27 protein-coding genes are annotated in these 24,129 nt (G+C 42.0%); 17 read left to right on the top strand and 10 right to left on the bottom strand.

All coding sequences use genetic code 11. The annotated features are described in order from the left end of the window. Positions 1-132 precede the first annotated feature (132 nt). The gene (locus BUA59_RS10320; protein WP_072839622.1) at positions 133-927 is read left to right on the top strand and encodes a class I SAM-dependent methyltransferase; all 795 of its coding nucleotides are present in this window, start codon (positions 133-135) and stop codon (positions 925-927) included. Between the two features lie 11 nt (positions 928-938). Here BUA59_RS10320 and BUA59_RS10325 read toward each other — a convergent pair whose 3' ends face one another. Further along, positions 939-1,151, bottom strand: a complete 213-nt coding sequence (locus BUA59_RS10325; RefSeq protein WP_072839623.1) for a SlyX family protein — start codon at positions 1,149-1,151, stop codon at positions 939-941. Positions 1,152-1,440: 289 nt separating this feature from the next. Here BUA59_RS10325 and BUA59_RS24270 point away from each other — a divergent pair, with 289 nt between their 5' ends. Next, a complete protein-coding gene (locus tag BUA59_RS24270) occupies positions 1,441-1,911 on the top strand; it encodes a cold-shock protein (RefSeq protein ID WP_072839624.1) in 471 nt (156 codons plus the stop codon). A 27-nt stretch (positions 1,912-1,938) separates the two neighbouring features. Further along, on the top strand, positions 1,939-2,436 hold the full coding sequence (gene tpx, locus BUA59_RS10335; RefSeq protein WP_072839625.1) for a thiol peroxidase: 498 nt from the start codon (positions 1,939-1,941) through the stop codon (positions 2,434-2,436). 118 nt (positions 2,437-2,554) lie between these two features. Here tpx and panD read toward each other — a convergent pair whose 3' ends face one another. The 4 genes from panD to dapE form a co-directional block, all read right to left on the bottom strand. Next, a complete protein-coding gene (gene panD / locus BUA59_RS10340; RefSeq protein WP_012068977.1) occupies positions 2,555-2,935 on the bottom strand; it encodes an aspartate 1-decarboxylase in 381 nt (126 codons plus the stop codon). Between the two features lie 67 nt (positions 2,936-3,002). Continuing rightward, positions 3,003-3,377: a hypothetical protein gene (locus BUA59_RS10345; protein WP_072839626.1), complete on the bottom strand. Its 375-nt coding sequence runs from the start codon at positions 3,375-3,377 to the stop codon at positions 3,003-3,005. A 4-nt stretch (positions 3,378-3,381) separates the two neighbouring features. After that, complete coding sequence (locus tag BUA59_RS10350; RefSeq protein WP_012068979.1) at positions 3,382-3,648, bottom strand: hypothetical protein; 267 nt, start codon at positions 3,646-3,648, stop codon at positions 3,382-3,384. A gap of 29 nt (positions 3,649-3,677) precedes the next feature. Continuing rightward, positions 3,678-4,820 carry a succinyl-diaminopimelate desuccinylase gene (gene dapE / locus BUA59_RS10355; protein WP_072839627.1) on the bottom strand — a complete coding sequence of 381 codons (1,143 nt, stop codon included), beginning with the start codon at positions 4,818-4,820 and terminating at the stop codon, positions 3,678-3,680. A gap of 79 nt (positions 4,821-4,899) precedes the next feature. On the opposite strand from dapE, the gene BUA59_RS10360 reads away from it, so the two are divergent. Next, a complete protein-coding gene (locus BUA59_RS10360; RefSeq protein WP_048813947.1) occupies positions 4,900-5,103 on the top strand; it encodes a hypothetical protein in 204 nt (67 codons plus the stop codon). Here the strand turns inward: BUA59_RS10360 and BUA59_RS10365 are convergent. The 5 genes from BUA59_RS10365 to map form a co-directional block, all read right to left on the bottom strand. Then, a complete protein-coding gene (locus tag BUA59_RS10365; protein ID WP_072839628.1) occupies positions 5,100-5,444 on the bottom strand; it encodes an ArsC family reductase in 345 nt (114 codons plus the stop codon). The genes BUA59_RS10360 and BUA59_RS10365 overlap by 4 nt on opposite strands. A gap of 69 nt (positions 5,445-5,513) precedes the next feature. Next, on the bottom strand, positions 5,514-6,551 hold the full coding sequence (gene dapD, locus BUA59_RS10370; protein WP_072839629.1) for a 2,3,4,5-tetrahydropyridine-2,6-dicarboxylate N-succinyltransferase: 1,038 nt from the start codon (positions 6,549-6,551) through the stop codon (positions 5,514-5,516). A 46-nt stretch (positions 6,552-6,597) separates the two neighbouring features. Next, positions 6,598-7,785 carry a succinyldiaminopimelate transaminase gene (gene dapC / locus BUA59_RS10375; RefSeq protein WP_072839630.1) on the bottom strand — a complete coding sequence of 396 codons (1,188 nt, stop codon included), beginning with the start codon at positions 7,783-7,785 and terminating at the stop codon, positions 6,598-6,600. 6 nt (positions 7,786-7,791) lie between these two features. Beyond that, entirely contained in the window at positions 7,792-10,485 is a 2,694-nt protein-coding gene (gene glnD / locus BUA59_RS10380) for a [protein-PII] uridylyltransferase (RefSeq protein WP_072839631.1), read from the bottom strand. Positions 10,486-10,573: 88 nt separating this feature from the next. Further along, a complete protein-coding gene (gene map, locus BUA59_RS10385) occupies positions 10,574-11,431 on the bottom strand; it encodes a type I methionyl aminopeptidase (RefSeq protein ID WP_072839632.1) in 858 nt (285 codons plus the stop codon). Between the two features lie 331 nt (positions 11,432-11,762). Here map and rpsB point away from each other — a divergent pair, with 331 nt between their 5' ends. From rpsB to lpxA, 13 genes are all read left to right on the top strand, one after another. Then, positions 11,763-12,497, top strand: coding sequence for a 30S ribosomal protein S2 (gene rpsB, locus BUA59_RS10390; RefSeq protein WP_072839633.1), 735 nt, complete (start codon positions 11,763-11,765; stop codon positions 12,495-12,497). Positions 12,498-12,582: 85 nt separating this feature from the next. After that, the gene (tsf, locus tag BUA59_RS10395; protein ID WP_072839634.1) at positions 12,583-13,443 is read left to right on the top strand and encodes a translation elongation factor Ts; all 861 of its coding nucleotides are present in this window, start codon (positions 12,583-12,585) and stop codon (positions 13,441-13,443) included. A gap of 130 nt (positions 13,444-13,573) precedes the next feature. After that, complete coding sequence (gene pyrH / locus BUA59_RS10400) at positions 13,574-14,296, top strand: UMP kinase (protein ID WP_072839635.1); 723 nt, start codon at positions 13,574-13,576, stop codon at positions 14,294-14,296. Between the two features lie 7 nt (positions 14,297-14,303). After that, complete coding sequence (gene frr, locus BUA59_RS10405; RefSeq protein ID WP_072839636.1) at positions 14,304-14,861, top strand: ribosome recycling factor; 558 nt, start codon at positions 14,304-14,306, stop codon at positions 14,859-14,861. Between the two features lie 49 nt (positions 14,862-14,910). Then, positions 14,911-15,642, top strand: a complete 732-nt coding sequence (uppS, locus tag BUA59_RS10410; RefSeq protein ID WP_072839637.1) for a polyprenyl diphosphate synthase — start codon at positions 14,911-14,913, stop codon at positions 15,640-15,642. Positions 15,643-15,644: 2 nt separating this feature from the next. Next, the gene (locus BUA59_RS10415; protein WP_072839638.1) at positions 15,645-16,448 is read left to right on the top strand and encodes a phosphatidate cytidylyltransferase; all 804 of its coding nucleotides are present in this window, start codon (positions 15,645-15,647) and stop codon (positions 16,446-16,448) included. Then, positions 16,448-17,623: a 1-deoxy-D-xylulose-5-phosphate reductoisomerase gene (gene ispC / locus BUA59_RS10420; protein WP_072839699.1), complete on the top strand. Its 1,176-nt coding sequence runs from the start codon at positions 16,448-16,450 to the stop codon at positions 17,621-17,623. The genes BUA59_RS10415 and ispC overlap by 1 nt, the downstream gene beginning before the upstream one ends. Beyond that, positions 17,620-18,966 (top strand): RIP metalloprotease RseP, encoded by a 1,347-nt coding sequence (gene rseP / locus BUA59_RS10425; protein WP_072839639.1) that lies wholly within the window; start codon positions 17,620-17,622, stop codon positions 18,964-18,966. The genes ispC and rseP overlap by 4 nt, the downstream gene beginning before the upstream one ends. A gap of 10 nt (positions 18,967-18,976) precedes the next feature. Further along, positions 18,977-21,292, top strand: coding sequence for an outer membrane protein assembly factor BamA (gene bamA, locus BUA59_RS10430; protein WP_245813126.1), 2,316 nt, complete (start codon positions 18,977-18,979; stop codon positions 21,290-21,292). Positions 21,293-21,323: 31 nt separating this feature from the next. Continuing rightward, positions 21,324-21,818 (top strand): OmpH/Skp family outer membrane protein, encoded by a 495-nt coding sequence (locus BUA59_RS10435; protein WP_072839641.1) that lies wholly within the window; start codon positions 21,324-21,326, stop codon positions 21,816-21,818. A gap of 3 nt (positions 21,819-21,821) precedes the next feature. After that, positions 21,822-22,853, top strand: coding sequence for a UDP-3-O-(3-hydroxymyristoyl)glucosamine N-acyltransferase (lpxD, locus tag BUA59_RS10440; RefSeq protein ID WP_072839642.1), 1,032 nt, complete (start codon positions 21,822-21,824; stop codon positions 22,851-22,853). A gap of 6 nt (positions 22,854-22,859) precedes the next feature. Further along, entirely contained in the window at positions 22,860-23,297 is a 438-nt protein-coding gene (fabZ, locus tag BUA59_RS10445; RefSeq protein WP_072839643.1) for a 3-hydroxyacyl-ACP dehydratase FabZ, read from the top strand. After that, the gene (lpxA, locus tag BUA59_RS10450; protein ID WP_084122336.1) at positions 23,297-24,073 is read left to right on the top strand and encodes an acyl-ACP--UDP-N-acetylglucosamine O-acyltransferase; all 777 of its coding nucleotides are present in this window, start codon (positions 23,297-23,299) and stop codon (positions 24,071-24,073) included. Before fabZ ends, lpxA begins: the two co-directional genes overlap by 1 nt. Positions 24,074-24,129 lie beyond the last annotated feature (56 nt).

Raw genomic sequence — 24,129 nt, forward strand, 5'->3', positions numbered from 1 at the left:
TGAAAAGCTTCTAATATTTAGAGGCTTTTTCTATTTGCAACCGAATAAAAAAATCGCTTTATTTAGCGTTATTACTATGTAGTGACTCGTGTTTTGATTATTGTTTGATGATGTTTTTTTGGAGAGAGATTTTTGCTTAATTCTATTGCGGTTGCGACAACAGATAAGTTTTTGGAATCGGAATCTCGCTTATTGGCTAAGTCGTTGAATCTTGATTTTGTGCTGTTGCATGAGCCTCTCAAGTTTGTTTCTAAATATGATTATCTTTTATTGAAAACATTAGATGGCATCGCAGTTGCTAAAACTGGAAAAGGGGCGCCCAAACCAGTTTATGTAGATTTTACTTCTGGGACTGTAGACCATAGACGACGATTTGGTGGTGGAAAAGGGCAAGATATTGCTAAAGCGGTTGGGTTGAATAAGCGCGCAAATTTATCTGTTCTTGATGCGACAGCGGGCTTGGGGCGTGATGCTTTCGTGTTAGCTTGTCTTGGTTGCTCAGTTTCTCTGTGTGAGCGTGTGGGCTTTGTGAGGGCTATGTTGGAAGACGGTTTGTATAGAGCCTCTTTTCATCATGAAGTGGCCGAGATCGTTGCCAAGATGCCTTTGTTAGATGCTGATATAACTGCTATAGATACTAGTGAAATGTTCGATGTGGTGTATTTGGACCCTATGTATCCACACACAGATAAGTCATCAGCTGCAGCCAAGAAAGAGATGGCTTTTTTTAGAGATTTGGTTGGTAAGGATTTAGATGCAGATAGTTTATTGCCTTACGCTATGCGATTAGCTCAATATAGAGTGGTTGTGAAACGCCCTAAAGGCGCTCCATTTTTAAATAGCGCCGAGCCAACCTATCAATTGGAAGGGAAGTCGGGTCGATTTGATATTTACGTTTTAAAGTCACTCGACTCGCCTTCTACTTAGTATGTTAGTTATTAATAGTGAGGTGGTCGGTCGCCATCATGAATAGGCTGTTGTTGACGATAAGACTCTAGCTGATTTCCTAATAGAACCAGTTTTTCTCTCATCAATAGCATGTCTTTTTGCTGACTGATAAGTGCCTGATTTAAACTATCAATCGTGTCTTCTTGAAATTGTAGTTTGAATTCTAATTCGTCGATACGTTGATTGATTTGTGAGGTGTTCATAGATACCTTCTGTGTGTTAACCTTACTAGGCTAAATTCGTATTTAATGAGCAATTCTATACAAAAACATGACGCAAGTATTGGTCATTTAGAATGTAAGAGTGGCGTGAAAATTGCTCTCATAAAGAAGTTGGGTATTTTACTACTATCTTCTTTAGCTTCACATGGTGATTTCGGAAAGAGTTTAGTAAAAATATTCATATATTCACGTTTGTACTAACACAGAGTTTATTTTTTTATAAATAGCTTTGCTTCACAATAATATTTAATTTAATAAGAGATATACTTTTATGAATGATCATCAGGATAATGTTTCGCGTAATAAAGGGTCTTCTGTTGGTTCCGGTTTGTTTTCGTTGCGCACATTTATAGTCAGCCTTGTTATTGCTTTGATCGTGCCTCTGCTTTTGGCTGGGGTGTTGAAAGAAGAGATGGGTACAAATTTCCTAGTATATTTTGGCTTTGTTCTAGTGTCTGTTTATGTCGGTGCTATGGTCAGCCAGGCCAGTTCTGCCGGTTTTGATTCTGAGTCTGAAGAAGATGAGGATGATGACCGCGAGCAAGGAACGGTTAAGTGGTTCAATTCTTCAAAAGGTTTTGGTTTTTTAACCATGGAAAATGGTGATGATGTGTTTGTTCATTACCGTGCAATCCGTGGTCGTGGTCGCCGCTTCTTGGTTGAAGGGCAGTTGGTTCGCTTTTATGTCACTGAAGGTGAGAAAGGCAAACAAGCTGAAAATGTATCTATAATCCGCGGTTAATTTTTTTATTCGATTTAAGAGGTATTTATGGCAACGGTAACATTAAAAGGTAATCCTTTTGAAACGGTTGGTTCTCTTCCGGTTGTAGGCTCTGTAGCGCCAGCGTTTGAGCTTGTTAAAACGGATTTGTCTGTCGCTACATTGGCGGATTATCAGGGGGCTAAATTGGTGTTGAATATCTTCCCATCAGTTGATACGCCGACTTGTGCAACATCAGTTCGTAAGTTCAACGAATCTGCGGCTTCTTTGAAAGGCGTTAATGTGCTTTGCGTGTCTGCTGACTTACCTTTTGCTGCAGCGCGTTTTTGTGGGGCTGAAGGCATCGACAATGTTGATACAGGATCTACTTTTCGTTCAACATTTGGTGGCGATTACGGTCTTACTTTTGCAACTGGCCCTCTTGCCGGTCTTTTGTCTCGTGCTGTTGTGGTATTGGATGAAAAAGGTTCTGTAATTTATACAGAGCAAGTTGCTGAAACGGCTGATGAGCCTAATTACGAAGCGGCGTTGGCTGTCTTGGCGTAATTTATAATCATAAAAAAAGGCCGTTTCTAAGTTGATTGGAAGCGGCCTTTTTTGTCTTTAAATTAAAGAGCTTTTGACTTCAATAAAGTAATCTTGCTCTTAAATAAAACTGTTTGGGTTAATCTTTTTGTACAGGAATTGTGTTAGTAGTACGTTCAACACTATTATCTTTGTTTAAATAGACTAATTTGGGTTTGAACTCATCAGCCTCAGCTTCGTTCATTTGTCCATAAGCGGCAATGATTACACGATCACCAACCTGAACTTTTCTTGCTGCAGCACCATTCATTGAAATAGTACCAGAGCCAGATTCGGCCAATATTACGTAAGTGTGAAAGCGCTCGCCGTTATCGACGTTATAGATGTCGATTTGCTCAAATTCTCTAAAACCAGCGAGCTCTACAAGGTCCTTATCTATGGCGCAAGAGCCGTCATACCAAAGCTCTGCTTGGGTTACGCTTGCCATATGGAGTTTGCCTTTAAGAAGTGTAATTTGCATGTATAAAGTCTCTATAATTGTTGCTATGTCGCATTTTTGCTTTTTGGGGCTGCTTTTATTTGTTGAGTTAATTCCAAATAAATGGGCCTTCTTCGTGGCTATTTATACGCCACCATTGGTCTGGATCTTGGTTGCTTTCCTCTTCCCATCCCTGAAAGTTGCAACGTACTTCACAGTTTAGATATTCGAATGCTTGTCTGGCACAAGCAATGTCGTCGTCCCAAGGGGTTTTGTCTGAGTCGAACCATATAGAGGTAAAGCGCTTGCCTGCTGCTTGCTCTAAAATAGTTACCTCAATTTCGTTATCATTAGATGCAATGATGACTTTTGAGCAGAGTGGTGATGGGCTACTTTTTCTGACTAGAGTGAACGTATTTTCTAGCCAGGAAATGATCTTCTCTGTCGGGCAGGACAATACATATATTTCAATGTCGGCTTGCATCGCTCTAATCCTTCTTTTTAATCATGTGGTAAATTCTGAGAACGCTCATTGATAAATAGCCAATGAGTGTCCATAGTACGCCGCAACCCGCAAGTATCAGTCCAAATATCGCAATAATCTCTTGAGCAAGAGACTCAACGACAACACGATCAGCTACCATAAGCATCAGAACGCCAAAGACGAAAATTAATCCGCCTTGGATCATCTTGATAAGTGCAACTCTAGGGTTGTTACCCAATTTCATTGCTAATTTATGTATTGCGTTTCTCATTTGGATGCTGGTCTATGCTCTCTGTAAGGCTATTTTTTAGTAAAAAGGTTCTCAAGTATTCGAGCGTAAATCTCTGAAAGCTGGTTTAAGCTCTCGGCGTCAACGCATTCATTGATTTGATGGATAGTGGCATTAATGGGGCCAAGCTCCACGACTTGCGTACCCATTTTGGCAATAAATCGACCGTCTGAGGTGCCGCCTGAGGTGGATAATTCAGGGGTGATATTAACTGTTGTTTGTACGGCGTCAACAATCGCATCAACTAATTCGCCTGGGCGAGTTAAAAAAGGCAGGCCATTGTATGTCCAATCAATGTCGTAGCGTAATTTGTGTCTGTCTAAGATTTCAAGTACGCGAACTTTAATAGCATCAAAGTCTAATTCGGAGGAAAAGCGAAAGTTGAACTGAGCGTTTAGTTTGCCGGGGACAACGTTAGTTGCACCTGTCCCAGAATGAATATTTGATACCTGGAAGCTGGTTGGTGGAAAAAAGTCGTTACCATCATCCCAATGTGCACTCGCCATTTCAGCAAGTGCTGGAGCTGCGAGGTGTATTGGATTTTCAGCTAAGTGTGGGTAGGCGACATGGCCTTGCTTACCGTAAACCGTTAAGTCGCCACTGAATGACCCACGGCGACCATTCTTGATAATATCGCCAAGCGTTTTGGTGCTTGAGGGTTCGCCAACAATACACCAGTCTATTTTCTCATTTCGTTCCATAAGAGCATCCACAACACGAGTTGTGCCGTCTACAAAAGGGCCTTCCTCGTCGCTGGTGATCAAAAAAGAAATTTGCCCATCATGATCTGGATGCTTGGCTACAAAATCTTCAGCAGCAGTCACCATAGCGGCAAGGCTACCTTTCATATCGGCAGCGCCGCGGCCGAATAGTATTCCATCGACAATTGCTGGGGAAAATGGAGGTATTTTCCATTCCTCTTCAGGCCCTGTTGGCACCACATCTGTATGCCCCGCAAAGCAAAGATTTGGTCCAGATGTTCCGCGCTTTGCGTAGAAGTTTTTTACTTCACCGAAGGGCATGTATTCGATTTCAAAACCAATGTTTTTCAATCGCTCTATCATTAGATCCTGACAGCCTGCGTCTTCAGGAGTGACAGACGGGCGAGAAATAAGATCTAGGGCAAGTTTTAGTGTGGGGGACAAGTCAGACATTCTTTACCTTTGTATTGGTTTTCGCTACCTTATGGAAGATTCTGTTACTATAACAGGAGATTCAAATAAAGGTGGAGTTATGAAATTAGGTGTCGTTGTTTTTTTGGGTTTGATTTCATCTGGCTGTAGTCTTTTTCAGCAGCCGGTTATTCAGGAGTCGTATTTTGTCCCAGTGATCCGTTCGGATGTTTCGTCTTCGGGTTATACGCCAACAGTGACACCTATGTCGGCACCTAAGTCCAATAGAGAAAGACCACGTATTTACACGCCTGTTTTGCGCTAAAGTAGTTTTTGCGCGTAATTTTCTGCATCGAAGCCTAAATAAATGGATTCTTTAACCACTAGTAAAGGGCGCTTAATGATGGAAGGCTGAGTCATCATGATATGGACGGCGTTGTTATTGTCCATAGTGCCTTTTGTTTCTTCATCCAGTTTGCGCCAAGTGGTGCCACGCTTATTGATGATGTTTTCCCATCCTAGTTCGTCTACCCAAGCTTTTGCTGTGGCTTCATCTAGGCCTTCTTTTTTATAATCATGAAAACTGTATTCTAGATTGTTGTCATCGAGCCAGCGAAAAGCTTTTTTCATGGTGTCACAGTTTTTGATGCCAAATATTTTAATCATTCTTGACCTCGAATTGCGCCATTTAGAAAGTAATCAAAATGGCGCTTTTTGGTTGTTTTTTTACTGCTATTAATTATGAGCGTGAAGCGCTTCGTTTAATTCAATAGCGGTTTTGTTGGTTTTGCATTCGATTGCACCAGTTGCTGAGTTGCGGCGGAACAATAGATCAGATTGACCAGAAAGTTCGCGAGCTTTTACAGTAGAAACAACTTGGTTGTTTTCATCAAGAACAGCAACTTTAGAGCCGGCTGTAATATAAAGACCAGACTCAACGATACAACGATCGCCAAGGCCAATACCAATACCGGCATTCGCGCCTATCAAGCATTTCTCGCCAACAGCGATAACAATATTGCCGCCGCCAGATAGTGTCCCCATAGTAGAACAGCCGCCACCAAGGTCAGAACCGTTACCTACAACAACACCTGCAGAAATACGGCCTTCAACCATGCTGTTGCCTAGCGTTCCAGCATTGAAGTTTACAAAGCCTTCATGCATAACGGTAGTGCCTTCAGCAAGGTGTGCACCTAAACGAACGCGCGCAGCATCGCCAACACGGATGCCTGTAGGGACGATAAAGTTTAGCATTTTAGGGAATTTATCGACGCTGAATACTTCGATAGTGCGTCCTTCCATGCGAGCGCTTAATTGGCGGTCAGCTAGTTCACGAACATCGATAGGGCCTTCGCTTGTCCATGCTGTATTGATCAATAGGCCAAACATGCCATCCAATACTGTATTGTGCGGTTTAACTAAGCGATGAGAAATCAATTGAAGTTTTAAGTAGACTTCAGCAGGATTACTTGGCGCTTCATCAGTTGCTAAAACACAAAGAATAACAGGCTTTGTCGAAGCTTTTAGACGAGAAGCCAATTCTGCTTGTTCGATGTTGCCAGCTTTTAAAAGGCTCATGTGTAAGCGATTTAAATCGCTTTCATCTAATACCAGTGTGTTGTTACCACCTTCGTAATTGGTGCTTTCTAGAAGTGCATCTAGCGTATTTTTTTCTACGTTTAGACTTGGTGCTGAGTAGAATACTTCTAACCAATTGCCTTCTTTGTTTTGTGAGCCGATACCAAGACCGAACGCGAAAGTTGTATTACTCATGTGTTTCTCCAACTGAGTTATCTGTCTAAAGGGGGTTACTAATGGGTTATCTGCGACTGAGGAAGTCTCTAATTCTTTTGGCTGCCTCAACGCATTCTGATTCTTCTGCAACCAGTGCCATACGGACATGATGGCTGCCGGGATTTGTACCTTCTACTTCTCGTCCTAAATAACTACCTGGTAAGACTAAAACCGATTCTTCTTGATACAGCGAGGTGCAAAATTCTTCATCTGTCATGCTGAGCTTCGGCCAAAGATAAAAACCGGCTTCAGGCTTGGATATTGGCATAACTGGCGACAAAATCTCTAAAACCGAATCGAATTTACGGGTATAAATCTCGCGATTCTTTATAACGTGTTCTTCATCATTCCAAGCAGCAACTGAGGCATCTTGGTGATGAATTGGCATCGCGCAACCCTGATAGGTGCGATATAGCAAAAATGGTTTAAGGATAGACGCGTCACCAGCAACGAAGCCAGATCGAAGGCCTGGTAAATTAGAGCGTTTCGATAGGGATTGGAAAATAAGGCAATGTTTATAATCCTTGTGTCCCAAAATTTCACAGGCTTCTAATAAACCTAGTGGTGCTTGAGAGCCGAAGTAAATTTCGGAATAGCATTCGTCTGCCACTATGGTGAAATTGAAGGTTTTGGCTTTCTCTATCAGGTAGGCGTATTCCTCTAGCGTGGTAATGCTGCCGCTAGGGTTGTTAGGGGAGCAAACAAACAATACTTCGCAACGTTGCCACGTGGCATCGTCGACTAGTTGATAATCTACTTTGTAGTTTGTTTCTGCTCCGCAAGGTAGGAAATGCAGCTCTGCGCCAGCAAGAATGCCTGCACCTTCATAAATTTGGTAAAAAGGATTTGGGCTGACAACTAGAGAGTTTTGCTTTTCGCCAACCAATGTTTGGGTAATAGCAAACAGTGCTTCTCGGGTTCCAGTAACTGGTAAAATTTCCGTATCAGGATCGAGTTTTTCTAAATGAAAGCGACGCTTAGCCCATTTACTAATGGCGTCTCTAAGCGGTAATTCGCCTTTGGTGCTTGGGTACTTGCTGACGCCGCCTAGGCTTTTGGCTAGCGTCTCAAGCACGATGGCTGGTGCATCGTGTTGTGGTTCCCCAATCGTTAATTTGATCAGTGGCTTTTCTGGGTTTGGTGTCAACCCTTCTATAAGCTCTGCAAGCTTTTGGAAAGGGTATGGGTGCAAAGAGTGTATAAGGGGGTTCATTAGTCTTTAGTCCATCGTTTGAGAAAAACGGTCTATTTTCTCTTTTAAAAGGGTGCAAATATTGTTCATGCTTTCTGGGTCAGTAATAAGGTCGCCGTTTTCTTCTGTGATATAGAAGGTATCTTCTACGCGCTCGCCGAGAGTGGCGATTTTTGCTTTATGAAGCATGATGTTATTGTTCATGAAAAACTGTCCTATTAAAGCCAGTAAGCCTGGTCTATCAGGAGCTGTTATTTCAAGTGCCGACCAGACTTCTTCTGGTTGGCTGACAAAGTGAGCGGTTGATGGAGAGTTGAATATCTTCAAAATCCTCGGTGTATGACGTTGAACAACGCTTTCGTAAAGTGATGGGGTTTCTAGTTGCTCCATCAATGTTTTGCGAATAAGGGTGATGCGTTCTTTGTCTAGATGTAGATTCGTATCACTGTCGTTGCTGTCCATGACAACAAAGCTATCTAGGCTGTAGTTGTCTGTGGTGTGACTTATTTTAGCGTCTAGAATTGTGAGGCCGAGTTGTTCAAATGTCGCTGCGGTTACGGCGAACAGATGCTTGCTTATTAATGTGTAGATGAATATTTTACTCGCGCCTGAAAAGTTGCGGCCACCCAATGGTGTTATGGCGATTAGCGGCTTATCGCTAGGGCGGTGGCGTAAAATAGCCTCGGTGTTCCAAGCTATTTCGTCACCATTTGAGCGAATAAAGTACTCTTCTTCAATGGTTTCCCAAATTGCTTCCGCTTCCATTATATCTACATTGCGCTCGATGATAATTTCCAAGGCGCGTTGTTTGTGTTCGTCACTTATCATGTCTGCATCAATAGGGAAATCCAATCCGCGGCGAAGTGCGCGTTTGGTTTCTAAATAAAGCTGACGCATTAAGGATGCTCGCCAACTGTTCCACATGGTTGGGTTGGTTGCGTTGATGTCGGCAACAGTAAGAATAAACAAATAATCTAGGTGTTCTTGATCCTTGACGTAGCTGGCAAATTCCCAAATGACTTCTGGATCGGAAATGTCTTTGCGTTGTGCAGTAACCGACATGAATAGATGATTACGCACTAACCAAACGACAAGGTCGGTGTCTTGTTTTGAAAGTCCATGGCGTTCGCAAAAAGCCTGTGCGTCTACGCAACCTAGTTCAGAATGGTCGCCACCTCGACCTTTGGCTATGTCATGATATAAGCCAGCAATATAAAGTAACTCAACTTTTGCTACGTGGCGGATTGCTTGTCCTGAAATGGGGAATTTTTGTTTGAACTCAGGTAGCCAGAGGCGACGTAAGTTCTCTACCAACTGTAGTGTGTGAGCATCAACTGTATAAATATGAAATAAGTCGTGCTGCATTTGCCCAATAATCGCTCCGAATTCGGGAAGATAGCGACCAAGTAAGCCTAGGTGTTTCATTGAGCGTAATATACTTGTCAGTCGATATCGGCTGGCTATGATGTCGAGAAAAAGGTCGGTGTTTATTTTGTCATTTCTAAAGGCGTCATCAATCAGGTCTAAACTATCGCGCAGCTGTCGCATTGTATTGGCGCGTATGCCTTTGATGTTTTCATGGGCACCAAGTAAGACATATATCTCCAGCATGCTAGATGGATTATCGTGAAATAATGTCTTGGAGCGGGCTTCAAGTTGGCCATTGGCAATTTGAAAATGGTCGTTGATGACTTCTACTGTGTTGATGGCGTCTTTGGCTAAAAAAGACTCTTCGAAGTGTTGAAGAAGTAAGTCGTTGAGCTGTTGGATGGCGGCGACACTTTGGTAATAGCCCTGCATAAAACGTTCAACGTTGCGTTTTAAATCGTCATCGTCAAACCCGAAAAGCTTAGTCAGTGTGCGCTGGTGGTCGAAAAGAAGTCGATCTTCCTTGCGTCCTGCGACCATGTGTAAAGCCCAGCGAATTCTCCATAGATGGCTAACCGCGCCTTTAAGTTGGATGTATTCATCTTCAGATAGAAAGTGTTTATCTATTAAGGCGCTAAGTCGATGTGTATGTAGGTGACGCTTGGCAACCCAGTCAATCACTTGCATGTCTCTAAGGCCACCAGGGCACTCTTTTAGGTTTGGCTCTAAGTTGTAAGCAGTATTCTGGTATTTTGCGTGACGTTGCTTTTGTTCGGCTAGCTTGGCTTGGTAGAAAGAATGCCCATCCCACATTTGGGATATATCAACGTGCAGTTTGAGTGTGGCTAGTAAATCAATTGGCCCTATAAGGGTGCGTGACTCAATCAAGTTAGTGATGATGGTAATGTCTTTGGCTGCCATCTCGGAGCATTCGTCAATGGTGCGGACGCTGTGACCGACATCTAAATTAATGTCCCAAAGGAAAGTGATAAAAGCTTCGATTTTATCTTTGGGCGCGGAGATGTCATTCTCCATTAGAATCAGTAGGTCAATATCAGATTTTGGGTGTAATTCTCCACGACCATATCCGCCAACCGCAACAAGGCTTACATGCGGTTCACTATTCAGTGCTTTTGATGTCCAGGCTGCTTGCATTACTTCGTCATAAAAAGAGGAGAGACCCTTTACAAGCTTTTCTATTGGATATAAAGAGTGGAAAAGGTCGTTGAATATGGTTGTCTTTTCTTCAATGATGGCTTTGTAGCGTGAAATAGAGCACTTCGGTAGTGATAGCTCATGTTTCTCTTCCTGTGTTAGTAGTGGCGGAGCGTCTGGAAAAGCAGGGAAGTCCATACAAGAGCCTCAAAGAATGAATAATTGTTACAGTGTGTTTGTTATAAATCTAAGGTTGCTAAAAAATTTTATTTAAAGCTCGCTTCTCTTATGAGAAACGAGTTTCTTCTGGTCGACGAGTAAGTACTTCGACCCCATCTGCAGTGACGAGAAGAGTGTGCTCGTATTGAGCTGATAGACGGCCGTCTTTGGTTTTGGCAATCCAATTATCTGGACCTGTGTGCTTAACCTGTTTTTTGCCTGCATTGATCATTGGTTCAATGGTCAGTGTCATGCCTTCTTCTAGCATAACGCCAGTTCCTGCTTTGCCATAATGAGCGACTTGCGGTTCGCCATGGAAGGTCGTTCCTACGCCGTGGCCGCAGTACTCTTCTACTACTGTGTAGTGATGTTTGTGCGCATGCGCTGAAATAGCGGCGCCGATATCGCCAAGACGTATGCCTGGTTTTACCATATCAATGGCAAGATAAAGGCATTCTTGAGTGACGCTTGCTAAGCGTTCTGCATGAGGTAAGGCTGGACCTGCAAAAAACATTTTGCTGGTATCACCGTAATAGCCATCTTTGATGATGGTGATGTCAATATTGACTGTGTCGCCTTTTTTCAGGGCTTTGTCATTCGGGATGCCGTGGCAAATGACATCATTCACAGAAGTGCAGCATGATTTAGGAAAGCCATGATAGTTTAGTGGAGCTGGAATTGCGCCTTGTACATCAACTATATAGTTATGAGCAATGATGTCTAGTTGCTCCGTTGTCACGCCAGGGATAACAAATTCTTCTAGCATTACTAGAACATCGGCTGCGAGTTTACCCGCAACCCGCATGCCTTCAATATCGCTGATGTCAGTAAAGCGAGTAGCAGGAGCTTTAGGTGTCCAACTTGGGACGTCACTGCGGCCGTTTTTGGTCAGCTCTTCAACTTTTTGTAGGATTTCGTTGCTCATAATTCATATGTCTTAAAATGGTTTGTATCTATGTTGATAGTATGTTGCGGGATATTCTACATGACTTAAGCAACAGAATCGCCTCTCTAGCTGAAAAAAACGTGCCTCGGGTTGCGTGTAAAAAATCCGTTCAAGTCTTTTGGTTTTGGGTTAAATGTGGTATAAAACGCCGGCTTGTTGGGCTTGTGCCTAAAATAAGTGAATTTACTTAAATCAACGATCTTGCCGCTATTAAAGAAAGTGTCTTGGGTGTCTTAGGTTGCCTTAAACCTTATTTGACTGACGCTTTTAGCTGGTAAGCATAAATAACCCAAATTTAAAGGATAGTAAAATGCCTACAGTTTCTATGCGCGACCTATTATTGGTTGGTTCACACTTCGGTCACCAAACTCGTTACTGGAACCCAAAAATGAAGCCTTTCATTTTCGGTGCTCGTAACAAGATTCATATCATTAACCTTGAACATACTGTTCCAGCTCTTAATAACGCTCTTGAGCTTGTTAAAAAAATGGCTGAAAACAAGAACAAGGTTTTGTTTGTTGGTACTAAGCGTGCTGCATCTAAAACGATTAAAGAGCAAGCTGCTCGCTCTGGTATGCCATATGTTAACCACCGTTGGTTAGGTGGCATGTTGACTAACTACAAAACAATTCGTGCATCTATCAAGCGTCTTCGTGAGCTTGAAGTTCAAATGTCCGATGGTACATTCGATAAGCTGACTAAAAAAGAAGCTTTGATGCGTACTCGTGAGCTTGAAAAATTAGAGCTTTCTATGGGTGGTATCAAGGATATGGGTGGCCTTCCTGATGTATTGTTCGTAGTTGACGTTGATCATGAACGTATTGCAATTAAAGAAGCAAACAAATTAGGTATTCCTGTTATCGGTATCGTTGATACTAACAGTAATCCAGATGGCGTTGATTACATTATTCCAGCTAACGATGATGCGATTCGCGCAGTTCAATTGTACGTTGGTGCTTTTGCTGATGCTGTTCTAGAGGGTCGTAATGCGACTGCTGGTACTGCTGATGAATTCGTTGAAGTAAGCGAAGCTACTGAAGCGTAAGCAAACTTTCTAGTTTGTTCTGGTTTCTAAAGGGAGGTGTCTTACCTCCTTTTTTAAATTTGAATTGGTATAAAGAGGATTTAACATGGCCGCAGTATCTGCAGCATTGGTAAAAGAGCTACGTGAACGTACTGGCCTAGGCATGATGGAGTGTAAAAAAGCACTTGTCGCTGCTAACGCTGACATCGAAGTGGCTATCGAAGAACTACGTAAATCAAGTGGCATGAAGGCAGCTAAAAAAGCGGGCCGTACTGCAGCGGAAGGTACGATGGTTATGCGTGTAGCAGACGATTCTTCTTACGCTATTTTAGTTGAGGTTAACTCTGAAACTGACTTCGCTTCTCGTGATGAAGGTTTTATTGCTTTCGCAAACAAAGTAGCTGACGTTGTTTTCACAACGAAAGAAACTGACATCGAAGTATTGCTTGCTGGCGAAATTGGCCAAGCACGCGAAGCATTAGTTCAGAAAATTGGTGAAAACATCTCTCCTCGTCGCGCTGTTATCATTGAAGGCGGCTTAGTAGGTGGTTACCTTCACGGTAACGGTCAGATCGCTGTATTGACTCAATTGGAAGGCGGTTCTGCTGAGCTTGCTAAAGATGTTTCTATGCACGTTGCCGCTGTATCTCCTCGCGTTGTTCGCGGTGAAGATATGCCTGCTGAAGTTCTTGCAAAAGAAGAAGAAATTATTCGTGCACAGCCAGACATGGCTGGTAAACCAGCAGAAATCGTTGATAAAATGATTGTTGGTCGTATGAAGAAGTTCTTGGCTGAAAACAGCTTGACTGAGCAGCCTTTTGTTAAGAATCCAGAAATTAAAGTTGGTCAGTTAGTTAAAGATGCTGGTGCAACTGTAACTTCTTTCATTCGCCTTGAAGTGGGTGAAGGTATTGAAGTTGCTGAAGTGGACTTCGCAGCAGAAGTAGCAGCACAACTTAGAGGTTAATCTTTAGTTGTAATGTCTTGCAAAAAAAAGGGGCAGCTTGACTGCCCCTTTTTATGAGAGATGAATGCGATGAGTGTCGGTTATATTGACCTCAGTTATTCAAGAAATGAAATCATTGCTGGAGGTTGATATGCCAAAAGAAAAGAGTCCAAAATACAAAAGAATTTTGCTTAAGCTGAGCGGCGAAGCCTTGATGGGTGATGAGTCCTTTGGTATCGATCCTAAAGTGTTGAATCGTATTGCTCTAGAAATCGGGCAGTTACGTGGTATTGGTGTTGAAGTTGGTATCGTTATTGGTGGTGGTAACTTGTTTCGTGGCCAGGCATTAAGTCAGGCTGGGATGGATCGTGTTACTGGTGACCATATGGGGATGCTAGCAACGGTAATGAATGCGTTGGCAATGCGAGACGCTTTAGAGCGTGCAAATATTGCTACTCGTGTGATGTCGGCTATCACTATGACAGGTATTGTAGAGCCTTATGATAGACGTCGTGCCATGCGCTTAATGAAAGAAGGTGATGTGCTCATTTTCTCTGCAGGTACAGGTAATCCTTTCTTTACGACTGACTCTGCTGCTTGTTTGCGCGGTATTGAGATTGATGCAGATGTCGTATTGAAAGCAACTAAAGTAGACGGTGTTTACTCTGCAGATCCAATGAAAGATCCTGCGGCAGTGAAATATGATACATTGGGCTACGATGAAGTTCTTGAAAAACAATTAGGTGTCATGGACTTAACAGCAATATGCTTGACCCGTGATCACGGTATGCCAATACGTGTATTTAATATGAATAAGCCAGGAGCCTTGGTAAATATCATGGTTGGTGGCAGTGAAGGTACACTGATTAAGTGAGGAAGTTATGATTAACGAAATTCTTAAAGACGCAGAAGACCGCATGGGCAAAGCAGTTGCTTCTGTTGAGTCTGCGTTTAAAAAAATCCGTACAGGTCGTGCACACCCTAGTATTCTAGATTCAGTTAAAGTGAACTATTACGGATCTGAAACACCGTTAAGTCAAGTGGCTAACATTACGGTTGAAGATGCGCGTACTTTGGGGGTTTCTCCTTGGGAAAATAACTTGGTTCCTGAAATTGAAAAAGCCATTATGAAATCTGATCTTGGCTTGAACCCTGCTACAAACGGTAATTTGATCCGAATTCCTATGCCTGCTTTGACAGAGGAGACTCGTAAGAACTACTTTAAGCAAGCAAAGAATGAAGCTGAAAATGGCCGTATTGCTATCCGTAATATTCGTCGTGATGCAAACGGTAGTCTTAAAGACCTAGTGAAAGAAAAAGAAATTTCTGAAGATGACGATCGTCGTGGACAGGATCAAGTTCAAAAAGTAACGGACAAGTATGTCGCTCAGATAGAAGAGCGTCTTGCTGCAAAAGAAAAAGACTTGATGGAAATTTAATGAGGAAGGCGAGCCTTGGCTCGCTTTTTTTATTGACTAGGGTACTGCTATGTCTGAATTGGATGGCGCTGATTTTGATTCAGCCGTCAGTCCAGCTCATATTGCTATCATAATGGATGGTAATAATCGCTGGGCAAAGAAAAAACACCTTCCGAGTATTGCTGGCCATACAGCTGGTGCGGCTGCTGTGCGTCGTGTGGTTGAAGCTGCAGCTAAGTCCGGTGTTGAGGTGTTGACGCTGTTTGCTTTCTCTAGTGAAAATTGGAAGCGTCCGAAGCTAGAAGTTGATGGGCTTATGACGTTGTTTATGCGGTCTTTGAAAAAAGAACTTAAACGATTAAATGAGCATAAGATCAGACTTAGGGTGGTAGGAGATCTTTCAGGTTTCAGCGGTGGTTTGCAAAAGCAAATTAAGAATGTTGAAGACGCAACGAAAGATAATGATCAGATGACCTTAGTTATTGCTGCGAATTATGGCGGTCGTTGGGATATTGCTCAAGCTGCAAAAGCTGTAGCTAAGCGCGTTGCATTAGGTGAGCTTTCTACAGAGGATATTGATGAGGTGATATTAGGAGAGCATATGCAATTAGCTGATTTGCCTCCACCTGATCTTTTGATTCGAACCTCAGGAGAAGAGCGTATTAGTAACTTTTTGCTTTGGCAAACAGCCTATTCTGAGTTTGTCTTTCTTCCGGTGTTATGGCCGGACTTTGATCAACAGCATTTTGATGAGGCTGTTCAAACTTATCAAAAGCGTCAACGTCGTTACGGTGGTCGATAACTATGTTACTTCCTCGAGTTCTCAGTGCCATTGTTATGGCTGTATTGTTTGTTTGTGCCGTGTTTGTATTAGAAGCTTCTAACTTTATTTTTGCCATGGCTGCTGTTGTTTGTTTAGCAGGCTGGGAGTGGGCGCGTTTATCTGGTGTAAGCAATCAAGTTGGCCGTATTTTATACGCTGCTTTTATCGGTGCAGTTTGCTTTGTTGTATTGAATTATAATTTGCAGAAAACATCACTTTATTTGAGTCCTCTGTTATGGGGCTTAGCTTTGTATTGGGTAATGCGTTACCCAACACAACTAATTTGGAAGCACGTTTTTAGTCGTTTGTTGTTTGGCGTTTTTGTGTTGGTTACGACTTTGTCGGCCTTGGTGGTATTAAAACAGTCAGACAATTTTGTTGTATGGGTGTTGCTTCTTATGGGGTTGATCTGGGGCGCTGATTCAGGTGCTTATTTTGCTGGTCGAGCCTTTGGTAAAAGAAAACTTGCACGTTTTGTTAGTCCTGGTAAGTCATGGGAAGGCGTTATTGGTGGTTTGCTGTTAACTCAAGTGGGTGTGATTATTTTTGCTTTCTTAAGTGATTTCACTCTTTTTAATTGGTGTGTGTTAGCTGTTATCGCGTTAATAACATCGTCTGTGTCTGTATTAGGTGATTTGACGGAAAGTTTATTTAAGCGCCATGAAGAATTGAAGGACTCTAGCCATCTTATTCCTGGTCATGGTGGTGTTATGGATCGTGTTGATAGTTTGACAGCTGCTGCTCCTATTTATGTTTTATTGCTAAGTTTAGCTGGATGGCTTTGATGCAAGGTATTTGCTTGTTAGGTGCGACTGGTTCTATTGGTCAAAGCACGCTAGATATTATTGCTCAGCACCCTGATAAATTTGCTTTGATTAATGCATCGGCGAATGAAAGTGTGGATAAAATGGCCGATATATGTCGTCGTTTTAAGCCTCAGCGTGTAGTGATGGGGTCGCAAAAGGCGCGCGATGAATTGGCTCAGCAGTGTCATGGTTTAGCTATTTCCTTTGAGTGGGGTGAAGAGGCTTTAGATAGTATTGCTTCTGACTCTTCAGTTGACCAGGTTATGGCTGCCATTATGGGATTTGCTGGACTTAAGCCTACTTTGGCCGGTATACGTGCTGGTAAGCGAACATTGTTAGCAAATAAAGAGTCCTTGGTTACTGCTGGTAAGCTTTTTATGGACGAAGTAGCTCGTCATGATGTCATGCTTCTTCCAATAGATAGTGAGCATAATGCTATTTATCAGAGCTTGCCTCAAACAGTTCGTGGCGCGCATAAGCAAGATGTATCTAAGGTGATTTTGACAGCTTCCGGTGGGCCTTTTAGAACTTGGCCCCTAGATCAAATGGCTTCAGTGACTCCTGAGCAGGCGTGTAAGCATCCAAACTGGTCTATGGGGCAAAAGATATCCATTGATTCTGCTTCTTTGATGAACAAGGGCTTAGAGTTGATTGAGGCTTGTTGGTTGTTTGATATTACGCCGAACCAAGTAGATGTTGTTGTGCATCCAGAAAGCATTGTTCATTCTATGGTATCGTACCTTGATGGGTCTGTTATTGCGCAGATGAGTAATCCAGATATGAAAATTCCAATAGCTTATGGTATGAGCTGGCCCAGCCGAGTTGAGACAAATGTCCCTCCTTTGAATTTGATTGATATTGCTCGTTTGAACTTCGAATCACCTGATTTAATTCGTTTTCCAAATTTGAAATTAGCTGCTGACGCTTGGTTTATGGGCGGTACAGCGATGGCAACCTTGAATGCAGCAAATGAAATTGCGGTCGCGGCTTTTTTGAATCGCCAGATTGGTTTTCTTGACATTGCTCGTGTAAACGAAAAGGTATTGATGGCTGCAGATATTGTTGTTGTGAATGATCTTGATGATGTTTTTGAGGCAGATCGATACTCTCGTCATTTGGCTCTCGATATGATTTCTCGCGGTAGCTTTTCATGATGTTAAATATTCTTTCTATTGTTGTAGCTTTAGGTCTATTAATCACCTTTCATGAGTTTGGGCATTTTTTTGTCGCTCGCCGTTGTGGTGTCAAAGTGCTGCGCTTTTCAGTTGGTTTTGGAAAGCCGATTTATCGTTATGTCGGCAAAACAGGAACAGAGTTTACATTGGCTATGATTCCTCTTGGTGGCTACGTTCGAATGCTTGATGAGCGTGAGGGAAATGTTTCTGCAGAATTGAGAAACCAAGCTTTTAATGCAAAAAATGTTTGGCAGAGAATCGCTATTGTGGCGGCTGGACCTGTTGCTAATTTTATTTTGGCCATCGTTATTTATGCAGTTGTCGCTTTATTAGGTGTGCAATCTATTGCGCCAAAAGTCGGTAAAGTTGATCAAAATACCCCGATTGCTCAAACTCAGATTCAAGCCGGAGATGAGCTTATTTCCCTTGCTGGCGAATCTGTAACCTCATGGGAAGATGTAAATTTAGTGCTAGCGGGCTTGATTGGTAAAACAGGAACCATTATCGTTCGCTATCAACCTGATGGATTAAGTTCCTTGCAGGAAGATACTGTGCAGCTTAATCGGTGGTTAGTTGGTGATGAACCAAGTAATTTGATTCGAGCCTTTGGTTTGTCTCCATGGCAGCCTGAGGTGCTTCCTATTATTGCTCAAGTTGTTGATGATGGTGCTGCGTCTGCAGCGGGTTTTCAGTCTGGTGATAAGATTTTAGAAATAAATAATCAACCTATATCTAACTGGCAACAAGTTGTTGGGCTGGTTCAGGCGAATCCCAATAAGATGCTGTCGGTTGAGGTTCAGCGCTCACAAGATTTTTTGGAATTATTATTATTGCCTAAATCTACTGAGCAAAATGGCAAAACGATAGGGTATGCTGGGTTGGCAGTAGTTCCGCCAAAATGGGATGAGGGTCTTATTAGGGAGCGTTACTATGGTCCGCTTGAGGCGCTCTCTTATGGTGTTGCACAAACATCTAAGATGGTATCTTTGACCGCTTCTTCTATCGGGAAAATGTTACAAGGATTGATTTCGGTCGATAATCTATCTGGGCCGATAACGATTGCAAAAGTAGCGAGTGCGTCTGCAGATTCCGGTTTGCAATCTTTTTTGAAATTTATGGCTTACCTCAGTGTTAGTTTGGGTGTGCTTAATTTGTTGCCTATTCCAATGTTGGATGGTGGGCATTTGTTATTTTTTGGCATTGAAGCTATTCGTCGAAAGCCAGTTTCTGAGAAAATTCAGAGTATGGCGTATCGAGTTGGTGCTTCTCTTTTATTTGCTCTAATGGCTGTCGCCATTTTTAATGATATTGCCCGCTTGTAGAGAGGTATATGTGAAAGTCGTTTCAGCAGTATTTTTGGCTTTAATAAGCGTGCAAAGTTTTGCAAAAACCGTAGAGGATGTCCGGATTGATGGGTTAGTGCAAATGCCATCATCTAGGGCATTTGATGTGATAGGCTTTGATAAGAACGAGTCTTATAATTCTGATAAAGTCTATCAAGCTATTAATTCTCTTTTTAACACGGGTTACTTTAGTGACATTGATGTTTATGAAGAAAATAATATTTTGGTCTTTGAGGTTGCGGAGCGTCCTTCGATTGGTAATCTGACTATTGAAGGTAATGAACTAATTAAAACAGAAGATTTAGAGCGAGGCTTAAAATTATCTGGGTTAGAGATTGGTGAAATATACAAACCAGAGACGCTAAACCAAATAGTCCAAGAGCTTCAACGTCAGTATTATGCTTTGGGTCGCTATAGTGCCAAGGTGGATATTGCAGTAAAGGACATGCCTCGTAATCGTACTGGGATTGTCATTAAAATCGACGAAGGTGATACAGCCAAAATCGTTCACATCAATATCGTTGGTAACAAAGACTTTGATGAAGAGACGTTGACAAAAGATTTTGAATCCAAAGAGACTGGCTCTTGGAATCCTTTTAGCTCTGCCGACGAATATGCGAAAGGTAAAATAGAAGGTGATATCAATACGCTCAAAAGCTTCTATTTAGATAATGGCTATTTGGATTTTAATGTTGTCTCTAGTCAGGTGAGTTTGTCAGCTGATAAACGTGATGTTTATATTGTAATAAATGTCGAAGAGGGCAAACCTTATAATATCAATAACGTTACTTTAAGTGGTAGTTTGCCTATTGCAGAAGATAGGGTGTGGAAGCAAATCTCTCAGAAAAAAGGAGATGTTTTCTCTCGTAGCGAAGTGACAAAAATCATCGAAGGTATTTCGACTGAGCTAGGTGATGACGGTTATTTGTTCACTAACGTGAACGTGATTCCTGAGAAGCTAGATGACCATACAGTTAACCTTAGTTATCAAATTGCGCCTGGTCCTAAGGTCTATGTTCGCCGAATTACTTTTAGCGGTAATAGCGAAACACAAGATGAAGTATTGCGCCGTGAGATGACTCAATTTGAAGGGGCTTTGGCAACTCACTCTAAAATTCAATCTTCTAAACGTCGTATTGAACGACTTGGTTTTTTTGGCAATGTTGATTTACGCACTCGACCTGTAGCGGGAACTTCAGATCAGGTTGATCTTGATGTTGTGGTTCAGGAGCAGGCTTCAGGTAGTATCCAAGCGAGTATCGGTTACTCGCAAGAAGATGGCACTGTACTAGGCTTCGGGATATCTAAGCGTAACTTTTTAGGCACAGGTAATAAATTATCTTTTAATGCGTCACGAACAAACCAAACACAAGATTATTCCATTAGTTATGATAATCCGTATTTTACTGTAGATGGTGTTAGTCGAGGCTTCCAGATTTTCTATAAAACCAGTGATCATGCCGATGATGATGTGGAAGATTACGATTTAGATGAAATTGGTGCAGGTGTTAGTTATGGTTATCCAATTTCGGATACTCAGCGCTTATCATTCGGTATGACAATAAAAGAAAGTACTGTGAAATTAGGTTATGACCCATCTAATGAAACAAAAGACTACGTAAATAGTCAGGGTGATAATTATGATGACGTCATTGCAAGCTTAACGTGGAGTGATAGCGATTTAGTTGGTGGTGTACTGCCAACTGATGGTTATTCTACAAAAGCAACATTAGAGGTGGCTTTACCTGTTGGCGATCAGCAATACGTCAAACTTGGCTTGAACTCTCAACGATACTGGAATTTGAATGGCTCTGATTTATGGCTGTTTCGACTAAAAGGTCGTTTGGGCTATGGTATGGGATATGGTGACACTGAAAATTTGCCTTTTTTTGAAAACTATTTTGCGGGTGGCTCTTATTCAGTCCGAGGTTATGGTTCTTCATCCTTGGGGCCTAAAAACTCTTATGATGCTGGCTCAACGAATAGTAGTTCGGCATTAGGTGGTAATATTCTGATGACGGGTACGGCGGAGCTTATTTTTCCACTACCTATGGTAGAAGACCATAAGTCCGTCAGGACGGCTTTATTTTTGGATGGTGGTAACGTCTTTACTGACACTTGTCTTGCAGGTAATTCCGAGTGTAACGAAGGTATTGACCCCGCTGAGCTACGTTACAGTGTTGGTTTAAGTTGGACATGGATTACTCCAATTGCACCGTTGTCATTTAACTTTGCACGTCCTCTGAATTCAAGAAGTGGCGATAAAACAGATTTTTTCCAATTTCAATTGGGAACCACTTTTTAATTTAGAAAGTATTATTTAATAGGATTTGAAAATGAAAAAACTCATAATTGTAATTTTCACTCTATGCTTTATTAATAGCGTACAAGCAACTGAAGTCGCTGTTGTTGATTTTAGATCGGCACTTTTACAAAGTAATATAGGTCAAGAGGCTGCTAAGGAACCAAAGCAAAAAGTGGCTGAAATGGACGCTCGTTTGAAAAAAGAGCAGGAAAAACTTGAAGCATCAGCAAAAGATCTGAAGCGCGATGAATTGACGCTATCCGAAGATGAATTTAACAAGCGCCGTCAACAGTTAGCTGAGCATCAGAATCAAGTGCGAGCAATGGCTGCCAATATGCAGCAGCAGGCTAAAGCGTTAGAGCAACAATTAATACAATCTTTGACTCCTAAAGGTGAGGCTGCCCTGAAGTCTTTGATTGAAGAGCGTAAATTGGAATTGGTACTTAATAGACAGTTAAGTCTATATGCGAACGCAGATGCAGATATTACAGATGAACTAGTAAAACGTATTAATAAGGATAATTAATCTATGAGTTATACGCTAGGGCAATTAGCAGCCAAGGTTCAAGGTGTTGTAAAAGGTGATGCTGATCTAGTTATAGAGAAATTAGGATCGCTTGAAAAAGCGACCCAGAAAGAGTTGAGCTTTCTGGCTAATTCTAAGTATCAAAGTCTACTTGGATCGACATCTGCTGGTGCAGTTCTTGTAAAGACGGATGAGTTGGCTCAATTGGTAGATAATGCCATTGTTGTTTCAAATCCTTATTTAGCATTTGCTCAGATATCACATCTTTTTGTACCTGCAACACATTGCTGGTCAGGCATTCACCAAAGTGCTGTAGTGTCACCTAAAGCAACGATAGCAGAAAATGTCGTGGTGGGGCCTAATGCCGTTATTGATGATGATGTCTTGATTGCTGAGGGTTGTGTTATTGGCGCAGGGTGTGTGCTTAGCCGAGGTGTTAAGATAGGTAAAAGTTCTCGTCTATATTCTAATGTCACTCTTTATCATGATGTAGAGGTTGGTGAGGCGTGTATTATTCATAGCGGTACTGTGATTGGCGCGGATGGGTTTGGTTTTGCACCGAATGACGGTTTTTGGGAGAAAATTGATCAATTAGGCTCTGTAATTATTGGTAATAATGTTGAAATAGGTGCGAATTCAACAATTGATCGCGGGGCTATAGAGAATACGCAAATAGGTAATGGTGTTAAAATAGATAACCAAGTTCAAATTGCTCACAACGTCGTAATTGGCGATAATACAGCCATCGCAGGATGCGTTGGGATTGCTGGGAGTGTGAAAATAGGTGCTTCCTGTACTATATCAGGTGGGGCTGGAATTGCAGGTCATCTTTCGATAGTTGATCACACCCATATTACAGGAATGACTATGATTACCAAATCCATTGATGAAGCTGGGTCATACTCTTCAGGGATGGGGATGGAGCCCACAGGTAAATGGCGTAGAACAGCAGCTCGAATTAGAAGAATTGATGAAATGGCAAAACAGATCTCATCACTGGGACAACAAATTAAAAAGCTTTCAGACAAAGGTTGATGTTTAATGATGGACGTAAATGAAATTCGTCAGTATTTACCTCATAGGTATCCGTTTTTACTAGTAGATCGTATTGTTGAGATAAATCTGAACGATTCCATTATTGCCTATAAGAATGTGACGATTAACGAGCCTTTTTTTAATGGCCACTTTCCTAATCATCCAGTAATGCCTGGTGTTTTGATTATTGAGGCTATGGCACAGGCTGCCGGTGTATTGGGTTTCAAGACAATGGGTAAGAAACCTGAAGATGGTTCTATCTATTATTTTGTCGGTGTTGATAATGCGCGCTTTAAGCGACCAGTTGTACCTGGCGATCGTTTGCAATTGGAAGCAAAAATTATTGCCGAAAAACGAGGCATTTGGAAGTTCGAATGTAGAGCTACAGTTGACGGTCAGTTAGCTTGCTCTGCAACTATTATGTGTGCAGACAGGAAAATATAGTGGCGATACATCCAACTACTTTGATCGATTCGAAAGCAGAGATTGACTCCAGTGTGGAGATTGGTCCTTTTTGTGTGATCGGACCGAATGTAAAAATTGGTGCTGGTAGTATTATTAAATCTCATGTTGTTATTAATGGTCATACGACAATTGGGTGTAATAATGAGATTTATCAGTTTGCTTCTGTTGGAGAAGCGAACCAAGACAAAAAGTATAAGGGTGAACCAACACAGCTTGTGATTGGTGACAGTAATGTTATTCGTGAAAATGCGACGATTCATCGTGGTACCATCCAAGATAATGGTATTACAACGGTAGGTAGCCATAACTTGTTTATGGCAAGTACGCATGTTGGTCATGATTGCATTGTGGGAGATCACAATATATTAGCGAACTTTGCCGCTCTTGCTGGGCATGTGGTGGTTGGTGATCATGTCATCCTTGGTGGGTATACAGGTATTCATCAGTTTTGTCAGGTTAACTCTTTTAGCATGTGTGGTATGGGGTCAATGGTTTCTAAAGATGTGCCTCGGTATGTCATGGTTTCTGGTAGTCCTGCTAAAGCGCATGGTATGAACTTTGAAGGTATGCGCCGTCGAGGTGTATCTGCAGAAGTCATTAGAGCATTGCGTACTGCATATAAGACGGTGTACCTAAAAGGTTTAACCCTAGAATCTGCGTTACTAGAGCTTGAGCACGGGGATATGTTTCATATTCCTGAAGTGGCAGAGTACATTTTGTCAATTCGGCATTCAAAACGTGGAATTGTCCGATAGGCACCATGTTTTAAAAGAAAACCCCGGACTATTTCGGGGTTTTTTATTATTAGAGG

Source organism: Marinomonas polaris DSM 16579 (assembly GCF_900129155.1).
In the GTDB taxonomy this organism is placed as follows: Bacteria; Pseudomonadota; Gammaproteobacteria; order Pseudomonadales; family Marinomonadaceae; genus Marinomonas; species Marinomonas polaris.